We start from the raw sequence: 16,931 nt of genomic DNA, 5'->3' as shown, positions 1-16,931 counted from the left end.
ATCGGCAGATTACAGCATCGTGATGATACGTTTAAATAAACGGATTATAGATTACTCTAACGTGAACAACGGTTGTGGCTTGCCAATGTGGTATCCCTGTAACCACCCGACATTCATGTGTTCCAGGTGCATCTGGATTTCGGCACTTTCAACAAACTCGGCGACAACCTGCATACCTTTCATTGCCGCAACCCGGCAGAAAGATTCGATGATATAGCGACTAACCTCACATTTTATAATCCTACGAACGAAAGACCCATCAATCTTCAAAATATCTGCTTCAATGTTCATCAGGCGTTCATAGCTTGCAAACCCGGCACCGAAGTCATCAATCGCGATTCGGCATCCCAATTGACGTAGTAAGCGTAGTGTTTCTGCTGTGTGTTCTTTATCTGACAGGGTATCAGCCTCGGTTATCTCAAAAATAATCCGTTGCGGTATCACCACATATTCCTGCAACAACGCAGTTATCTTTGCAACGATACCTGAACTACATAGCGTCACTGGCGCCAGGTTAATGGAAAAACAACTCAGCGGATGGTAGCGCATGTACTTCAGGGTGTTCTCAATAACCCAAAGATCGATATCGGGTGCTAACCCTGTGTCGCGTGCAACCGACAGAAAATGGTCAGGGGAAAGAAATTCCCCGTGCTCATTGAGCATGCGGATCAATATCTCATGATAGGATTCATCACCACGAGTACTGACGATAGGCTGGGCCAGCAGGACAAAGGTATTGTGATCCAACGCGTTTTGCAGTGCAGCGCGAACATCCGTTGTATCGGTAGTAGGGTTGCCAAACAGTCGGCTATGCTGTGCCTCAAGGTTTTCCGGCCTGCCGTTGGTCATTGGCGATATGACTTTTGTTATTATTGGAGGGAACATCATATTCATATCAAATTAATAAATAAATACTAATTTATAGATAAAAATGGACATTCCGCGTAGCTGGCATCAGCGGTGAAGAAAAAGACAAAAACCAACATACTGATAATCAACAAAAATCACAAACCCAGTTTTTTCATTATCATTCCAGCTGAGTGCAAAAAAAACACGTCAGATGCTTTTAATGTTAACTTTAACATACAAAAAAAGAGAGTTTCCCTCGCTTCATAATTATTTTTCCGTCACTCACTAACTCCTGCAATACTTTGTGGATAGCACTGCGTGAGATATGATTTCGAGCGAGAATGAATGTATACACAGATGTGTTTTCACGCATCTCAGGCTCCATCGACCAAATATATTTCAGGTGTTCAATAATCAATTCACGGATAGTGCGATGCGATTGCAATTTTTCTCGTTGAAAATAGCGTTGCAGATGTAGCGTTAAAATATCAAATGCATGTTTCCAAAGATTCTTCGCAGTGAACAAACGTTCGGCATTGGGTGCACTCATCGCCCACATTTCACAATCGGTATCACAACGTAAATAGTGTCCGGCAACTTCCGTACGCATTTGTGGCAAGCCGAGGATGGCCGGTGCAGATATACTTACCATCACCAAATCATTTTCCACACGATGAACAGAGACGGCCCCTTTCTCCAGAAACAAGATATTTCCATCACTCTTCAGATCAATACGCTGGCGTTTTTTGCGTAAGGACAGCCAGGCATTATCTGACTTTTTCATTTCATCACCAACAAGCACTACAGCATTTTCAATATCTTTCTGGAACATGGGACTCTCTACCGCAAATTATGGCTTTGTCAAAACGAGGGTGGATTTTTACTCAACACGAAAAATAAATGTCAGCTCATCAACAAGCTGACATTTATTCCCATCTACATCTACCACCGGCATTCCCTGGTGCCGTTGACGCGTTCAGACTCATGCTGTTTTCGCGTGGTGGCGCCAGGCAGTATATGACGCTGTCCATAAAGAATTAATGGCAATCATCTTTGTCGTTGTTATTTCATCTTTCTGTTCTTTGCAACGTAGCTAAAAAGACACAATGCATTGATTTATATATGGTTTATTTTCATTAAAAAGTTATCATTGTTGTTATATTATGATACTAAATTGAAACACTTCGCGGTTCTCGCTGCAGGGTCGGGTCCATACTGGTGGTCTTTATGGGCTAAGTGGTATCATGACTCGCCAACCGCCTGGCGCACCAGCAAGAGTAGAAACATCATGTCTGAGACTGGCAATGTCAGTTATCTGATTGAAAAAATAATAATATTTACGCCAGCTACACAATCGCTGGCGCGGATAGATCAACCCAATCAGCGGATAAAACTCAAACACTCGGCGTCATTATGTCTTTTATTACTTATTCAACATCGTGGGCAAGTGGTTTCCCAAAACGAACTACTGGAATTCGGCTGGGGTAAAAATCACCGCCAGGTGAGCTTCAACGCCTTTTATCAAAGCATTCTCTCTTTGCGCAAAAGTTTGCTGCAGCTGGAACTGGAGCAACCGCTTATCACCACGATCCCCCGCAAAGGGCTGATCATCCAGGAAGAGTTCAATATTCAGGTGATTGAAACTCTGGAGGAGAGCGTATCTTTTACAGCAGAACCTTTAGTGCCGGATGTCGCCATCGAAGAACTGTCAGATGACACAGCGCGCCAACCTTTGATCACCACTGCTGAAATGGTAATACTTGCTATTACCCTGATAGTTTGTGTGCTTATAATGTATCCGTGGCAAACCAGTGATAACTATTTCTCCGGCTATATCACCGCAGACAAACCCCCTACTGACTGTCAGTATTATTTTAATAATGATGCCAGTAATTTCTCCCGACATACGGCATTTATCAACAAAAATCCTGGGCTGTGTCAGAGCCATAAATTTATCTATATCACCACCTATCCTGAATCCAAGAAATTATCCGTGCTTGTATGTCGCTCACCGATGAAAAACAGGCAGGAAAACGCCTGTCAGTCGGTTTATTACCCACGGTATGATAGCTAATGAATTTTTTTTCCCGAACGCCCCGCATCCAGACAGGTATTATCCTGTTGCTTTGTTTTGCTGCGCTAATTGTTACCGCCGTCTACCGGTACAGTAAAAACAATGGTCAGTTACATAATCTGACCTGTCGGTCTGCCATCGAGATTGTACGCAATACAAGCTCATTCCGAGGGATCATTGATATCAAAACCGGCGGCAGCAAAGGTATTGTGAATATTGATGGCATTATCAAAGATGCCGAAAATAATGAGCAGACCGTGCAACGCATGGTACTTTTTACACAATCCAGCTACGGCTCAAGCCCGGTTTGGATTTCGCAGAAAATCCAAATCTCCAATCGCGAAACAGCACCCGCCAGTCTCATTCAGGAACTCCTCCCCGACTTCTTCCTGACCAACACCAGCGTATCCAACGTCGATTTTTTTGCGCTGAATAGAGAGACGTATTTGATTACCAAAGAGGGGATCCCCTATCTGTACTGCCAGAATTATGCGTTGCCGGAAAATGAATAATCAATAAGCGAAGATTAAAAAAGAGCAAAAACGATTTGAAAGAGTCACTTGATACGGACTTCATGAACCACACGCCAATGATGCCTTGGTGTGTTAATGCTGATTAATAAAGATTATTTTCTCTCATAATATAAAAACCCTATTCTAACCTACACTACCATAACTCACTGATTATGCGAACATTGTTACCCTGCTCGTCCAGCGTTATAACTTTCTGGTTTTCCAATAATCTCTTCCCCCCATCAATGCAGGATGTCAGCGACGAAGGACGGGCTGACCTGTGAAAAAAACGTATATGCTCGACACCTGTATCTGAGCGTTCATCCTGCACGGGCAGCTGTAATTCGTACTGAAGCGCCTGGAGCAGGCGGTGTTGGCCAGCGATCGGACGTGGTCTCGGCTATCAACTGGGCCGAACGACACGGCGATTGCCGGCATGCTATCGCCGCCGGCGTGTGCTGGTGACCATTAATGTGAGGGAGTTTGAGCGGGTGCCGGGGCTCACGCTGGAAGACTGGGCAAAATAAGCCGTAGTCTCCTGGAGTATCCTCTGAGCATACCCGGTATGGTTTTTGAGCATGTCGGGTATGCTGTCTTTATCGCTACCTGTCCTTATTCACGCAAAGCGCAAACGGCGACTGCAGATTTTCAATCAACCAGCCATTTAACAACGGATTGATCCTGATCTGACGGACTGTACCTTCCGGAACATAAAAGAAGCTGTGTCTGAATATTTCATCACTGGCGGTGTCCTGTGATTTTTTGGCATAGTGCATATTGCTCACTGAAATTTCGCCTGGCCTGTTCACCTCGTAACCGAAATGAATCGTCCTGGAAACCGTTTCGGGGTCACCTTCAGAATTGATATATCCGGACAACACAACCTGACCAGAGAATTGTTTATCGAGGCGAAAGACGAGGTTCAGTGTTGCAGTAAAATCAGGGTTAAGATGGTTATAACGAATGATCGTGCTGCAGTCGATGTCCATGCCATTCTGTCGCTTAAGCATGTACATATAGAACCCGATGGACGATGCCATGACCAGTAGCAGACTGACAGCTGCACAGAGGCGACTTATCTTAATTGCTTTCATAGCCATTCCAGTAGTTATTAAGGCAGGATATATACTGCTTGTCTTTCGTTGTACATCTGCTGATAAATACCCGGCCTTTACTGCCATAAATATAAGCGTCTGACGCCTGATAAAGAAATACAGCCCCGTCCAGGCAGTCAATATTATTCTGCCGGGCCAGGGTGACAAAAACGTCCTTCTTTTTTTCGAGGAATGAAGCGGAGTTTTTCTGAATGGTGTACACCGGGCAGTTCTGATAGTTAAACAGAAAATGGGTCTGTATATCTTTCAGGGTCGATGTGGTTATTGTAGGGATCTGACTGCCCGCAATAAAAATGACGGCGCTGGCGACAAACAAAGCTAAAAGCAGAATATTAAAGGTAAGTCTGTGTTTTAACGAAAATGCAGAAAACCGTCGGTTTATTCCAGGTCCGGCGCTGTCTGTTACTGCAGTCGACTCATGCACCGGGAGGGTATCAGTCATCACCACGACATCGATATCCTGATTAAACATAAAACCGATTCGTGGCACAGTGGTAATACATTCTGCCTGAATCCCGGTGCTGACAAAGTGCTTCCTGATTTCGGAAATATATTTATTAAGGGTGTGGTTTGACGAACGCAGGCCGTGTAAATCCCAGACATTATCCAGCAGCTCATCCCGGTTAATCACCTGCCCCTGTCTTTCCAGCAGATAGGTTAAAAGTCTGTTCATGGTTGCTGTCAGAATAATGACAGAATCTTCATCCGAGACCGGCCAGATTGTGCCATCATCTGAACGATACCTGGCCAGAGAACTGATTAAATAATCCAAATGAACACTCCAATATCCTGAACGTAAGGCGATAAAAACGCCTGTTCCACCTCATTATCACTACGTCTGACTTTTGCAAAGCATACCATACGCAGCCAGGATTCCTTAATTACTAGGTTAATTGATTGTAAATCACTTATATTTTAGCATTTTAATCCGCAAAATGACTTAACGCCGATACATGTACTGACTTACCACTCTTCTCAGTTAAGATTGTTCGCAGAATGAGCGGGTTCTTATCATCTAATAGTCATCAGCATTACTGCCATTCACCATCCGGGATATGAAGAGTTCCCAGGTTAACGGATCCACCATGGTTCAGGAGCAACTCCATGATAAGCACCAACATGCTCAGGAAGGCAGAACGTTTCTTCAGTAAGGCCGGAACACGGATAAGAGAGTCGATCCTGTCAGCAGAACTGGCTGGAGCTGAGTTTGTGCCTTATGTGCAACCGGTTTACAGGGCTTACAAGGTTGCAGGCGGAGAAGTGTTATTGAGGATCCGAAAAGATGGAGTCCTTCACTTTCCGGAGAAATACATCTCTGCAATGGAGTCATGCGAGGTGATTAATGATGTGACATGCTCTTTGCTGTCTGATGTTAAAACCTTTTTCAACGGCTATGAAGGAGCCCTTCCCGATGACTTCTATCTTTCCTTCAATATCTGTGCGAGACAACTGAATTCCCCGGACGTTATTGAAGCAGTGACCGATTTTAATAAAACATTTGCAGGACGCATTGCTGTATTACTTGAAATTGTCGAACGTGGCACGATGCATCTCGATGACTTTGCGCTTGACGCAATGCAACAACTTACCGATGCAGGTGTGCGATTTGCGATTGATGACTTCGGAAACGGAAGTTCGTGTCTTAAATATATTGAGCATTCAGGTTTTTCTACAATTAAGATGGATAAATGCTTTACAGTGGTCAGCAACGGTACATTAATTTATTCCGCGGTAATTGATTCAATCGTAACCCTCTCTGAACGACTGCAAATCCAGCTCGTGGCAAAGGGAGTGGAAAATAAAGAGCAATTATCGCTTTTGAAAGATAAAGGGGTGAATGTTTTCCAGGGCTATCTTTTTTCCAGGCCGGTGAGCATGCACGAGTTCTGCAAACACATTTAACACCTTCACTCCTGTAAACAGACCGGACATGACTGACTGAGAGGAAATAAAAAGCCCGCCCTCAGCTGCAGCGGAATTTTAAACGCATTTACAGTCTCGGAATATTTAATCCGGGACCGCTTATGGGCCTGAGTTAAAAACAGCTCACAGCCCGTCACAAAATATATTACCGATATGAACCAGTGCAATTGACTCAGCAATTTTCGATTGCACATGAATACCGAGGACAGATGAAATATGTCAGCTAACTTTGCAACACCTCCTGAATTTCCGACCTGTGCCGGACCGGAAGGCATTCTTTTTGACTTTAATTACGGCGCGCGCGTTTACCTTCCGGAAGGGAAATGGCATGTCATTTTACTGGATGATGATTCCGGCAATGTTCTTTTCAGCTGTGATTCTGACGGCGGGTGGGTCGCCAGCACCAAAAAATATTACGTTCGTTTCCGTATTCAGGTATTCCACCAGGGAGAAACGCATCCGGTCCTGGATGAAACACTGGACATGAAGGACAAGCCAGTCGTCATCTTTTTCCCGACCGGAACACTGGGCGATATGCTTGGCTGGTTCCATTACGCCGAGCGATTTCGTCAGCTGCACCGGTGCCGGCTTGAATGCGTCATGGGGCAGGAAATCATTGACCTGCTCAGCGCACAATATCCGGAGATTACCTTCTCCACCAAAGCATCCCTCCGGACAGTCAATCCCTACGCGTCCTGGTACGTCGGTCTTTTCTTTAAGGGTGACACCCTTCATCAGCCCGTTGATTTCAGGAAAGTCGGCTTCCACCGCAATGCCGGCTACATCCTCGGGGTTGACCCGCGGGAGTGCCCGCCTCGCCTGAAACTGGATGCAGAGCGAAAAATAGCGGAGCCCTACGTCTGCATCGCCGCGCAGTCAACCAACCAGGCGAAATACTGGAACAACGGTCATGGCTGGGCAGAGGTGGTGGTCCACCTTAAATCACTGGGATACCGGGTGCTGTGCATTGACCGCCAGGCCCGTCACGGTCAGGGCTTCGTCTGGAACCACATCCCCTATGGTGCCGAAGACTTCACGGGCGACATTCCGCTTCAGGAGCGGGTGGACCTGTTAAGGCATGCGAGCTTCTTTATCGGTCTGGGCAGCGGGCTGTCATGGCTTGCCTGGGCGGCCGGCATTCCAGTGGTGTTAATCAGCGGATTCAGTCTGCCCAACAGCGAATTTCACACCCCCTGGCGGGTGTTCAGCAGTCATGGCTGTAACGGCTGCTGGGATGACACGTCGGTTGATTTTGACCACCAGGATTTTTTGTGGTGCCCGCATCACAGGGATACCCCAAGACAGTATGAGTGCACGCGGCTGATAACCGGACGACAGGTTACAGGGGTGGTGGACCGTCTGCATGCAGGATTAGTTGATAATTAAGGAGCGTTACTATGAACAAGATATATACCACCGTCTGGTGCGAGTCGCGCCAGCAGTGGGTGGTCACCTCTGAGCTGGCATCCGGGTCAGGCCGCCCGAAGCTGGCGCCGAAGAAAAGCGCGCTGGCGCTGCTGCTGGGAGCAATGCTGCTGCCGTCAGCGCCGGTTATGGCTGTGGATTATGTGGACGTGACACTAACGGGTATGCAGAATCTTTATCCAGGAGACACTGCCACTTACACCATCATCAATAGCGGTGGTACTCAGAACGTCTCCAGCGGCGGCACTGCCACTATCACCCAAATCAACAGTGGCGGCTTGCAGACCGTCTACGTTGGGGGCTCAGCAACTGCCACCTCCATTAACTACAGTGGTACTCAGAACGTCTCCAGCGGCGGCACTGCCACTTCCACCACCATCAATCTCGGTGGCCGGCAGAATGTCTACAGTGGCGGCACTGCTGTTGGCACCCACATCCACAGTGGCGGCTTTCAAAACGTCTCCAGTGGGGGCTCTGCCAATAACACCATCATCAATCTCGGTGGCCGGCAGAATGTCTACAGTGGCGGCATAGCCACTTCCACCACCATCAACGGCGGTGGCACTCAGAGCGTCTCCAGTGGTGGCACAGCCACTGACACCACCATTAACAGCGGTGGGGAACAGCTCGTCTCAACTGGTGGCGCAGCTACCGATACCATTATCAACAGCGGTGGCACTCAGAACATCTCCAGCGGAGGCGCGGCCAGTGACACCTCCATCAACAGTAGCGGCTTGCAGACCGTCTACAATGGGGGCTCTGCCAATAACACTACCCTCAACAGCGGTGGTGAGCAGATCGTCACCCATGGTGGCGGAGCCATGGTCACCGCCATCAACGGCGGTGGCACTCAGAGCGTCCGCAGTGGCGGCACTGCTGTTGGCACCCTCATCAACAGCGGAGGCACTCAAAACGTTGACAATGGCGGCTCGGCAACCAGCACCTCCATCCGCAGTGGCGGCTTTCAAAACGTATCCAGTGGGGGCTCTGCCAATAACACCATCATCTATCTCGGTGGCTGGCAGTACGTCTCAAGTGGCGGCGCTGCCACTGACACCACCATCAACAACAGTGGAACGCAGAACGTCTACAGTGGCGGCATAGCCACTGATACCACTATCAACGCCGGTGGGGAACAGCACGTATCCAGTGGCGGCACGGCTACCAACACCACCATCAACACCGGTGGCCAGCAAAACGTCTCCAGTGGCGGCACGGCTACCAACACCAACGTAAGCGGTGGTACACAGATCGCATACAGTGGCGGCACGGCAACCAGTACCACCATTCACAACGGTGGAGAGCAGACCCTCTACGGCGGCTCGGCCACTTACACCACTATCAGCAGCGGTGGTATGCAAAACGTCTCTAATGGCGCCACAGCCACTGACACCACTATCAGCCGTGGCGGCTTGCAGACCGTCTACAGGAAGGGCACGGCTACTGACACCTCCATTAACAGCGGTGGCGCGCAGCACGTCTACAGTGGCGGCACGACCACTGACACCACCATAAACGGAGGCCGATCGTGGCTGCTGACAGGCGCACTGGCTGACGGCGAAACCAAAGTGAACGCCGGTGGTGAACTGCTGATGGACGCTGACTCTGTCGCAACGGACGTGCGCATCACTGGGGGCACCCTCTCTGTCGTCGACCTTACCAGTACCACCGCCAGTTATACCCCGGCTCAGGTCGATAAGCTCACCATGAACGGCGGTAACGTCAACTTCCTGCGCTACAGCGACGGTGAATTCGCGAAACTGACGATTACGGAACTGAACGGAACCGGGAACTTCCTCTTCAACACCTCGCTTGCCGACCGCAAAGCCAACTTTGTCACCATCGAGCAGGGCTCAGGTCAGTTTGGCATTGCCGTGAATGACTCCGGTAAGGAGATATCAGACCACACTGACCTCACAGTGAACCTCATCCATGAGAAGGGGGGTGACATTGATTTTGAGATGGTCACGGCGAACGGGCGAAGCACCAACATGGTTGACGGCGGGACCTACATGTACACCCTGTTCAGCGAGCAGAATAAGGACGGTCTCAGCGGCGGTAACGTCTGGTACCTGGGCGCGATGACGGAAGAGCCTGGCGGCGGTGAGAACCCTGGCGGTGGTGAGAACCCTGGCGGCGGTGAGAACCCTGGCGGTGGCGAGAACCCTGGCGGTGGTGAAAACCCTGGCGGTGGTGAAAACCCTGGCGGTGGTGAAAACCCTGGCGGTGGTGAGAACCCGGACGGCGGCGAGAACCCTGGCGGTGGTGAGAACCCGGGCGGCGGTGAGAATCCTGGCGGTGGTGAAAACCCGGGCGGTGGTGAGAACCCGGGCGGTGGTGAAAACCCTGGCGGTGGTGAGAACCCTGGCGGTGGTGAAAACCCGGGCGGCGGCAAGAAGCCGATGACCACCCCGGCAACGGACGCCATCCTGGCCATGTCGAATGCCGGCCTGAATGTCATCCACTCCGAGCTGGAAGGCCTGCGCATGTACCGGGCGAATCTGGATAAAACCGGACCGGAAAGTAACGTCTGGGGTCACTACCTTGGCAGCAAAAACCATTCGGATACCAGCAACGGCGCGGCGTATCAGCTTAATCAGAACGGCATTGAAATCGGTGCCGACACGCGGACGGATTTTGCGCGCGGCAGCCTCGTTACGGGGGCATTCATGTCTTACAGCGACAACGCTGTTAAGCATGCCCGCGGTGGAAAAAGCAAAATCGACAGCTACGGTATCGGACTGTATGCAACATGGTTTGATGCCAGCGGCTTCTACGCTGACGGTGTGGTGAAGGGTAACCGTCTGAACAACAAACTGAGAGCCGTGATGACCAACGGCGGCAGAACCGGCGGTGACTGGACGCAGTATGGTCTCAGCACAGCCGTTGAAGGTGGCTATCAGTTTGATGTGAGGGACGACCTGAGCCTCACGCCTTATGCCCGCCTGGCGTATGTTCAGATGAGCAGTGAGGACGTGAAGCTGAGCAACGGCATGAAGGGTAACACCGGCACGCCGCGCTCGGTAACGGGTGAGGCCGGCGCGAAGCTGACCGGCAAGTTCAGCCTCGGTGCGGCAGAATTTAAACCTTACCTGTCGGCGGCGATCGTGCAGGAGTATGCAGACTCAAATGAAGTTACCATCAATGCGCGCAACCGCTTTGACAACAACGTTAAAGGCACGTCGGGCAAGTATGGTCTGGGCGCATCGGTCAGTGTCGGCAAGGACGTAACGCTGTACGGCGAGGCGAATTATCGTCAGGGCAGCCATACGGAGACGCCGGTTCAGGGTGTGGCCGGTATCCGTATCGGATTCTGATGTTATCTCAGGGGTCTCAGGGCCCCTTTTCATTCTTATCCTTCATGTACGGGTAATGTCTATGCCTCACATAATTTTGACAAAAGATGTTTATTTAAAGAAAGCGTTGTCTGTCATCCTTGAACAGGTGTCTCCCGCCAGGAAGCTCTGCATTGTTGATATTGAATCTTACAGAAGCTTGGGCGCGATTTTCAGACTACTGAAAAGAAAGAAACTGACTGATAAGCACGGGTTAATCTTCATCGGTGGCAAAGATGTCAGTTCAAGGGTTCTTGAGCCGCTTGTGACGATATACAGAAAATCGTGCTTTAAGGACTTTCGAAAACAACTCAATGACGGCAGGACGCATTCACCTCAATATGCGTTAAATCATATTGCATGCTGCAGGGATCTCAGCTTGCTTTCAGGTCAGGAAAAAAAGACACTTTTTGCCCTGCGTGATACTGACGACACCTTGGCGATTGCCAGGAAAATTCATCTGTCGCCAAAAACTGTTTATACCTATACCAGCAAGATCAGGCAAAAGTTTAACCTCAGTTCGATACTGCAGATCAGACAATTTATTTTCTCAGAGTTTGTCCTTGATGCTGAAACCGGAGAAGGGCTTTTCCCCTGAACCTCCGAGATTTTTAATATCAACAGACCATTAAAGAATGCAGGCAGAAAGTGATGGCCTCAAGGGGTATTTGATAATAGACAGGATGAAATAACAACCACCAACTGGTCTTTTCGAACGTTGTTACTTATAGCAGGTGGAAGCACAGGAACGGGTACATTTAACCGCATTGTTGATGCCACGATCACTTGCCCGTGATCAGTATTTGAGGGTGGTCTGTTTTAGCTGACATTAGCTAAAATCCCGACTGGAAAGACGGAGAGATAATAATCAACAGGAGTGTACAGGATAAACTTGCACGTTCTCTTGCCGCTGAAACAACTGATGCTATCCCATTTATTCCGTACATGTTGCAGGATCTCTGAGCACCTGGTATCAATCCTGAAATTGTCCTGGCACTACTTTAAAGGTATTTAAAGAACGATAGCTTCAGATAACACAGAATCTTGAAACGGTAAAAATCGTCGGCGAGCGCTACTCACCGTAGCATCTGGCTCGTGTAGACCGGTAAAACTCAGGCGGGTCCGCAGCGAATTGCAGACCCGATATACGGCATCCCTTCCCTCTCTGACCGCCAGTAATAAATGTCACCGACAGTTGTATATTGATGCAACGATGATTTTATAGCTCGGGCGACTTTTCAGGCGCAGAGTTAGCGGTGAAATTTGACGGTGTGCCAAGCTGATATTCTGCAATGCGGCACAATCATCCGGTCAGACAGGTATTGATCATGTTCATAACCCGATTGATTGCCCTGCCTGGGAGTCCACTTTAGCCCAGGGCCGACACAGTAATTGTATCTAACACGTTTATTTTATTAAGCTTTTGATAACAATTAGTTAATTAATTTATTCATTCGCCTATTCCGCTGTTCTGCAAAAACGTCATTTGCAGCTTTTGTCCATCATCTAACCAGTAATTACTTTCTTAACGCTAGCCTCTTCACCCCCTCGCTCATGATATAAATTTATAAAAAACATTAAAAATAGCGTTTTAATCTTAAAAAAATAATTTAATCGATATTTACATTTACCAAATATGCAAACAATGGTCTTATATTCCAACCTTACAGCGTGACGCGAAATGTTGTTCTGCAACCGAATGCGCCACTCCAGAGAAGGTGAAATGAATCATCAACATCTGTTCAGATGCCAGGGATGATGTAGCGCGAACCAGGGAGCAGGGAAAAAGTTTCACGCTACTGACAAAAGTAAATTTGATTATGAAAATGGGATATACACAAATGTTTAACAAAACATTCATCGTAGCGGCATTGATGGTTTCCAGCTCTGCATTTGCAGCTGAATCAACCGGCGTAGCGGGTGGCACTATTACCTTTAACGGTTCAGTGTCCGATACCACCTGTAACGTAGTGACCAATAACGGTTCAGACTTCACGGTAAACCTTTCCCCTATTGCTGTGGGTGATATGGGCACCACCGCCGGTGTTGTTAAAACCAACGCCAAAGACTTCACCATGAATCTGAAAAACTGCTCTGCGGCATCGGACGAAGCTAAAACGCTTAAAATCACTTTCAGCAGCAGCAACCTGTCGGATGATGCTAAATACCTGAAAAACTACAGCGACAATGGTGCCGAGGGTGTGGGTATTGCGCTAACCAAAGACGGTAACACTGCCGTACCGTTTGATACCGCTTTCGATACTGGTCTGAGTTCCGCTGACGCTGCCACCGAAGATGGCGTCACACTGACCATGTATGCCAACTACTACAACTACGGTGGCGCGGCCGTAACAACCGGTAAAGTGGTTACTGACGCAACTTATTCCTTCAGCTACGACTAACTCATTCAGCCGGGGTCTCCCCGGCTCTCCTCTACGACATTATGAAAACTCTGATATTTTTTCTTGCGGCTACGTTCATTTCCATGAATGCCAGCGCAAGCGTTGTGATCAACGAAACGCGTGTTATTTATCCGGCCAGCGCCAAATTTGTGTCGGTGCAACTGGTAAACGACAGCGAACAAACCCATCTGGTGCAGTCCTGGATTGACGAGGGCGATGCTTCCGCCGCGCCGGAGAAAGTCAAAGTGCCGTTTTCTCTGCTGCCTCCGGTCGTAAAAATGAGCGGACACGCCGGACAGGCTCTGAAAATCTCGGCGATGAACACCCATTCGCTGCCAAAAGACCGCGAAAGTGTGTTCTGGCTTAACGTTCTGGATGTCCCTCCCGTCCCTGAAGGCAGTGGCGATAGCTACCTACAAGTGGCCATTCGCAATCGTATAAAACTGTTCTATCGTCCGGATCAACTGAGCGATCTCGACAGCAGCGTGGCGGAGAAAATTACCGTTTCGACTTCTGGCGGTCACACCTGCCTGAAGAATAATTCGCCATATTACATGACCATCCCTCAGGTCGTGACCTGGCAGGGGGGCGAGCTAAAGCAAAGCCGAAAAGATAATTTACTGGCTGAGACTGCGTTTATACCGCCGTTTGGCTGCGCGCTGGTATCCAGCAAAATTCAGTCCGGTGGGCAATATCGCCTTACCTGGCTTGATGATTATGGCGCAAAGAGATTCAGCACTATCCACTGATATCCCAGATAAATGACTCCAGGTTCAATTCTGATGAAAAACAGTTCTCTGTTTCGTATAAGTTTGCTAGTTCACTCTGTCAGCCTCGCGATATTTTCATACGGCGCGTTGGCGGAGGATTTTAATAGCAGCCTGCTGGTAGGTAATTCAGCAGATATGGACTGGAGTAATTCTCGGCTGGTTATGACGCCGGGGGCTTATGATTTGGATGTTTATGTGAATAACGTCTGGCGCGGGAAATTTAATATTTCCGTCGCTAATGACGATAAAGGTACTCTGCTTATTAATAAAGACGACGCATCTCTACTGGATATTCAGGGGCTGGATGATATTGTAAATAAAAGCACCGCTGAAAAGCTCGACGTTAATACCCTGCTACACGGAGGGAAAAGCGCCCTGATACCCGGCACACTGCGTTTGGATTTAGAAGTACCTCAGGCTTTCGTAAAAGAATATAGCCGTAACTGGGTGTCACCGCAAAAATGGGATCAGGGAATTAATGGCCTGTATACCAATTACAATTTCAACTATTACAATTTTCACGGCCTGCAGAATGGCTATAGTGACAGCGATAATCTGTATTTATCGCTGAACAGCGGACTAAACATGTATGGCTGGCATTTTCTCGATAGCTCATCGTGGATGCGCTACAGCGCAATGAACAAAGGTAGCTGGATAAATACCACGCGTTTTGTTGAAAAACCAATTGCGGCAATCGATTCGGTACTGCGCATTGGTCGAAGCTATACGACGTCTGATTATTTTGACACGGTCCGTTTTCGTGGGGTGACACTGAATAAAAGTCGTCAGATGTTACCGGACAGCGAAAACGTTTATATGCCGGTGATCGAAGGTGTTGCAACCAGTTCTGCGGTGGTCAGTATCTCCCAGGATGGTCATATCATCCACCAGATCAATGTCCCGCCAGGTCCCTTTGCCATCCGCGATCTGATGCCTACCGGCTCACGCAGCGATTTATCCGTCGAGGTAAAAAACACCGGCGGCAACATTGAGCGCTTCATTGTGCCATTCTCCTCGATCCCGGATATGCAGCGCCCCGGCAGCAGCGACTATCAGATTAACGTCGGGGCGGTGGACATGCGCAACGTCGACGATAGCAGCCATTTTACCCAGGTGAGCTATTCACGTGGGGTGAATAACTACCTCACCGCGTCAGCGGGCGGGATCTGGAGCCAGAATTATCAGTCTCTGCTTCTGGGAGGAGCTGTTTCCATCCCCTACGCTGGGTCACTCTCGGCTTCCGTGGAGGAGTCGCAGTATCGTCTGCCTGGCGATAGCCGTCGCCACGGAGAAAAATACGCGCTGTCCTGGAGTAAATACTTCCCGACCCGCACCAATATTTCGCTGGCTTCGTATTATTACCGTACTCAGGATTACGCTTCTTTTAGCGATTATATCCTGACCAAATCCAATATTAAGGATTATGGCGGAACGGGCACCTCAACGATCAACAGCAAACAAGCCTTTAGCGCCAATATTAATCAGCCGCTGGGGGAACAATTTGGAAGACTGTCGCTTTCAGCCTACTGGCGCGATTACTGGCGCGGTCAGAAAAGTAGCCGTCAGTACAACCTGACCTGGAGCAATGCCAGTCACGGCGTCAACTACTCGGTTTCGCTGCGCCGCTCGGAGGTTACGCAGTCCTATTACGACTATGAAACCAATTATGAAGGCGACCTGGTGAGCGCGTTGCGTTCACGCGGTAAGACGGAAAACAACCTCTATTTTTCTGTCACGATACCGATGTCGATATTCGGCAGCGGCGGCAGCCTGTCTTCTCATGCCAGCGTGCAGAACGGCAAATATTCCTCTTCTGATGTCAGCATGAGCGGGAATATGCATGATGTTGACTACAGCCTGATGCTGAGCCACGACAGTGACAACGATTCGCGGGCAGCCGATCTCTACACCAGCTGGAAAAATGACTATACCAGCATGAACAGCGGCGCGACGCTGGCCCGTGAATATCGCCAGCTAAGCCTGGGTGCCAGCGGCAATCTGCTGGCATGGAAGGGTGGGCTGCTGGCGTCTCCTCATAACGGACGTAATTTTGTCATTATTGAAGCGCCTGGAGTGGTGAACGCGGTCGTTAACGGCGATACCTCCGCACACACCAACAGCAAAGGTATCGCCCTCATCACCAGCGCGACACCGTACCGACAGAATAATTTCCATCTGGAGCAGGATGGGACCCAAAAAAGCGACGTCGACCTTGAAGGTAATTTACTCAATGTGGCGCCGTACGAAGGCAGTATCAGCTGGCTGAAGTACAAAACTGACACGCGCAGACTCTTCACTTTTGATGTGCAAACCGCTGAAGGGGGTCAGTTGCCGTTTGGCGCGGTTGTCAGCGGTGCCGGGAATGAAGAAGTCGGCTATGTCGCACAGGGGAGTCAGATTTTTATTAAGTCAGAGACGCTTCCCGCCAGCCTGAAAGTGAATATCAGCAAAGGCAAGACTAAAAAATTCTGCACTATTTCCCAGCCTGCAGAGCATGCTGAAAATATTTGTCGCTAACTCAGCTAA

Annotated in this window: 13 protein-coding genes; 9 read left to right on the top strand and 4 right to left on the bottom strand. The window is 49.0% G+C overall.

Annotated elements, in window-relative coordinates; translation table 11 throughout:
• Positions 1–51: 51 nt before the first annotated feature.
• Together HVZ39_RS05685 and HVZ39_RS05680 are read right to left on the bottom strand one after the other, a co-directional pair.
• Positions 52–894 carry an EAL domain-containing protein gene (locus HVZ39_RS05685; RefSeq protein ID WP_249419301.1) on the bottom strand — a complete coding sequence of 281 codons (843 nt, stop codon included), beginning with the start codon at positions 892–894 and terminating at the stop codon, positions 52–54.
• Between the two features lie 184 nt (positions 895–1,078).
• Positions 1,079–1,681 carry a helix-turn-helix domain-containing protein gene (locus tag HVZ39_RS05680; RefSeq protein ID WP_181633323.1) on the bottom strand — a complete coding sequence of 201 codons (603 nt, stop codon included), beginning with the start codon at positions 1,679–1,681 and terminating at the stop codon, positions 1,079–1,081.
• 456 nt (positions 1,682–2,137) lie between these two features.
• Here HVZ39_RS05680 and HVZ39_RS05675 point away from each other — a divergent pair, with 456 nt between their 5' ends.
• Both HVZ39_RS05675 and HVZ39_RS05670 read left to right on the top strand, forming a co-directional pair.
• Complete coding sequence (locus HVZ39_RS05675) at positions 2,138–2,923, top strand: winged helix-turn-helix domain-containing protein (protein WP_181633680.1); 786 nt, start codon at positions 2,138–2,140, stop codon at positions 2,921–2,923.
• On the top strand, positions 2,923–3,435 hold the full coding sequence (locus tag HVZ39_RS05670; RefSeq protein WP_181633322.1) for a hypothetical protein: 513 nt from the start codon (positions 2,923–2,925) through the stop codon (positions 3,433–3,435). Before HVZ39_RS05675 ends, HVZ39_RS05670 begins: the two co-directional genes overlap by 1 nt.
• Positions 3,436–4,037: 602 nt before the next feature.
• Here the strand turns inward: HVZ39_RS05670 and HVZ39_RS05665 are convergent.
• Both HVZ39_RS05665 and HVZ39_RS05660 read right to left on the bottom strand, forming a co-directional pair.
• Positions 4,038–4,529, bottom strand: coding sequence for a hypothetical protein (locus tag HVZ39_RS05665; RefSeq protein ID WP_181633321.1), 492 nt, complete (start codon positions 4,527–4,529; stop codon positions 4,038–4,040).
• A complete protein-coding gene (locus tag HVZ39_RS05660; protein WP_181633320.1) occupies positions 4,516–5,322 on the bottom strand; it encodes a winged helix-turn-helix domain-containing protein in 807 nt (268 codons plus the stop codon). Before HVZ39_RS05660 ends, HVZ39_RS05665 begins: the two co-directional genes overlap by 14 nt.
• Before the next feature lie 332 nt (positions 5,323–5,654).
• On the opposite strand from HVZ39_RS05660, the gene HVZ39_RS05655 reads away from it, so the two are divergent.
• The 7 genes from HVZ39_RS05655 to HVZ39_RS05625 all read left to right on the top strand — a co-directional run bounded on the left by HVZ39_RS05655 (position 5,655) and on the right by HVZ39_RS05625 (position 16,922).
• On the top strand, positions 5,655–6,452 hold the full coding sequence (locus HVZ39_RS05655) for an EAL domain-containing protein (protein ID WP_181633319.1): 798 nt from the start codon (positions 5,655–5,657) through the stop codon (positions 6,450–6,452).
• Between the two features lie 237 nt (positions 6,453–6,689).
• Complete coding sequence (locus HVZ39_RS05650) at positions 6,690–7,859, top strand: autotransporter strand-loop-strand O-heptosyltransferase (RefSeq protein ID WP_181633318.1); 1,170 nt, start codon at positions 6,690–6,692, stop codon at positions 7,857–7,859.
• A gap of 11 nt (positions 7,860–7,870) precedes the next feature.
• Positions 7,871–11,215 carry an autotransporter outer membrane beta-barrel domain-containing protein gene (locus tag HVZ39_RS05645; protein ID WP_181633317.1) on the top strand — a complete coding sequence of 1,115 codons (3,345 nt, stop codon included), beginning with the start codon at positions 7,871–7,873 and terminating at the stop codon, positions 11,213–11,215.
• A 61-nt stretch (positions 11,216–11,276) separates the two neighbouring features.
• Complete coding sequence (locus HVZ39_RS05640; RefSeq protein ID WP_181633316.1) at positions 11,277–11,831, top strand: LuxR C-terminal-related transcriptional regulator; 555 nt, start codon at positions 11,277–11,279, stop codon at positions 11,829–11,831.
• 1,243 nt (positions 11,832–13,074) lie between these two features.
• Positions 13,075–13,635, top strand: a complete 561-nt coding sequence (locus HVZ39_RS05635; protein WP_047357877.1) for a fimbrial protein — start codon at positions 13,075–13,077, stop codon at positions 13,633–13,635.
• 41 nt (positions 13,636–13,676) lie between these two features.
• Positions 13,677–14,384, top strand: a complete 708-nt coding sequence (locus tag HVZ39_RS05630; protein ID WP_049040384.1) for a fimbria/pilus periplasmic chaperone — start codon at positions 13,677–13,679, stop codon at positions 14,382–14,384.
• Positions 14,385–14,417: 33 nt separating this feature from the next.
• Complete coding sequence (locus tag HVZ39_RS05625) at positions 14,418–16,922, top strand: fimbria/pilus outer membrane usher protein (RefSeq protein WP_103928523.1); 2,505 nt, start codon at positions 14,418–14,420, stop codon at positions 16,920–16,922.
• Positions 16,923–16,931 lie beyond the last annotated feature (9 nt).

Source organism: Citrobacter sp. RHB35-C21 (assembly GCF_013816515.1).
Lineage (GTDB): Bacteria > Pseudomonadota > Gammaproteobacteria > Enterobacterales > Enterobacteriaceae > Citrobacter > Citrobacter braakii.
Note: the sequence above shows the minus strand (reverse complement) of the source record. Positions and strands in the feature narration are given on the sequence as shown.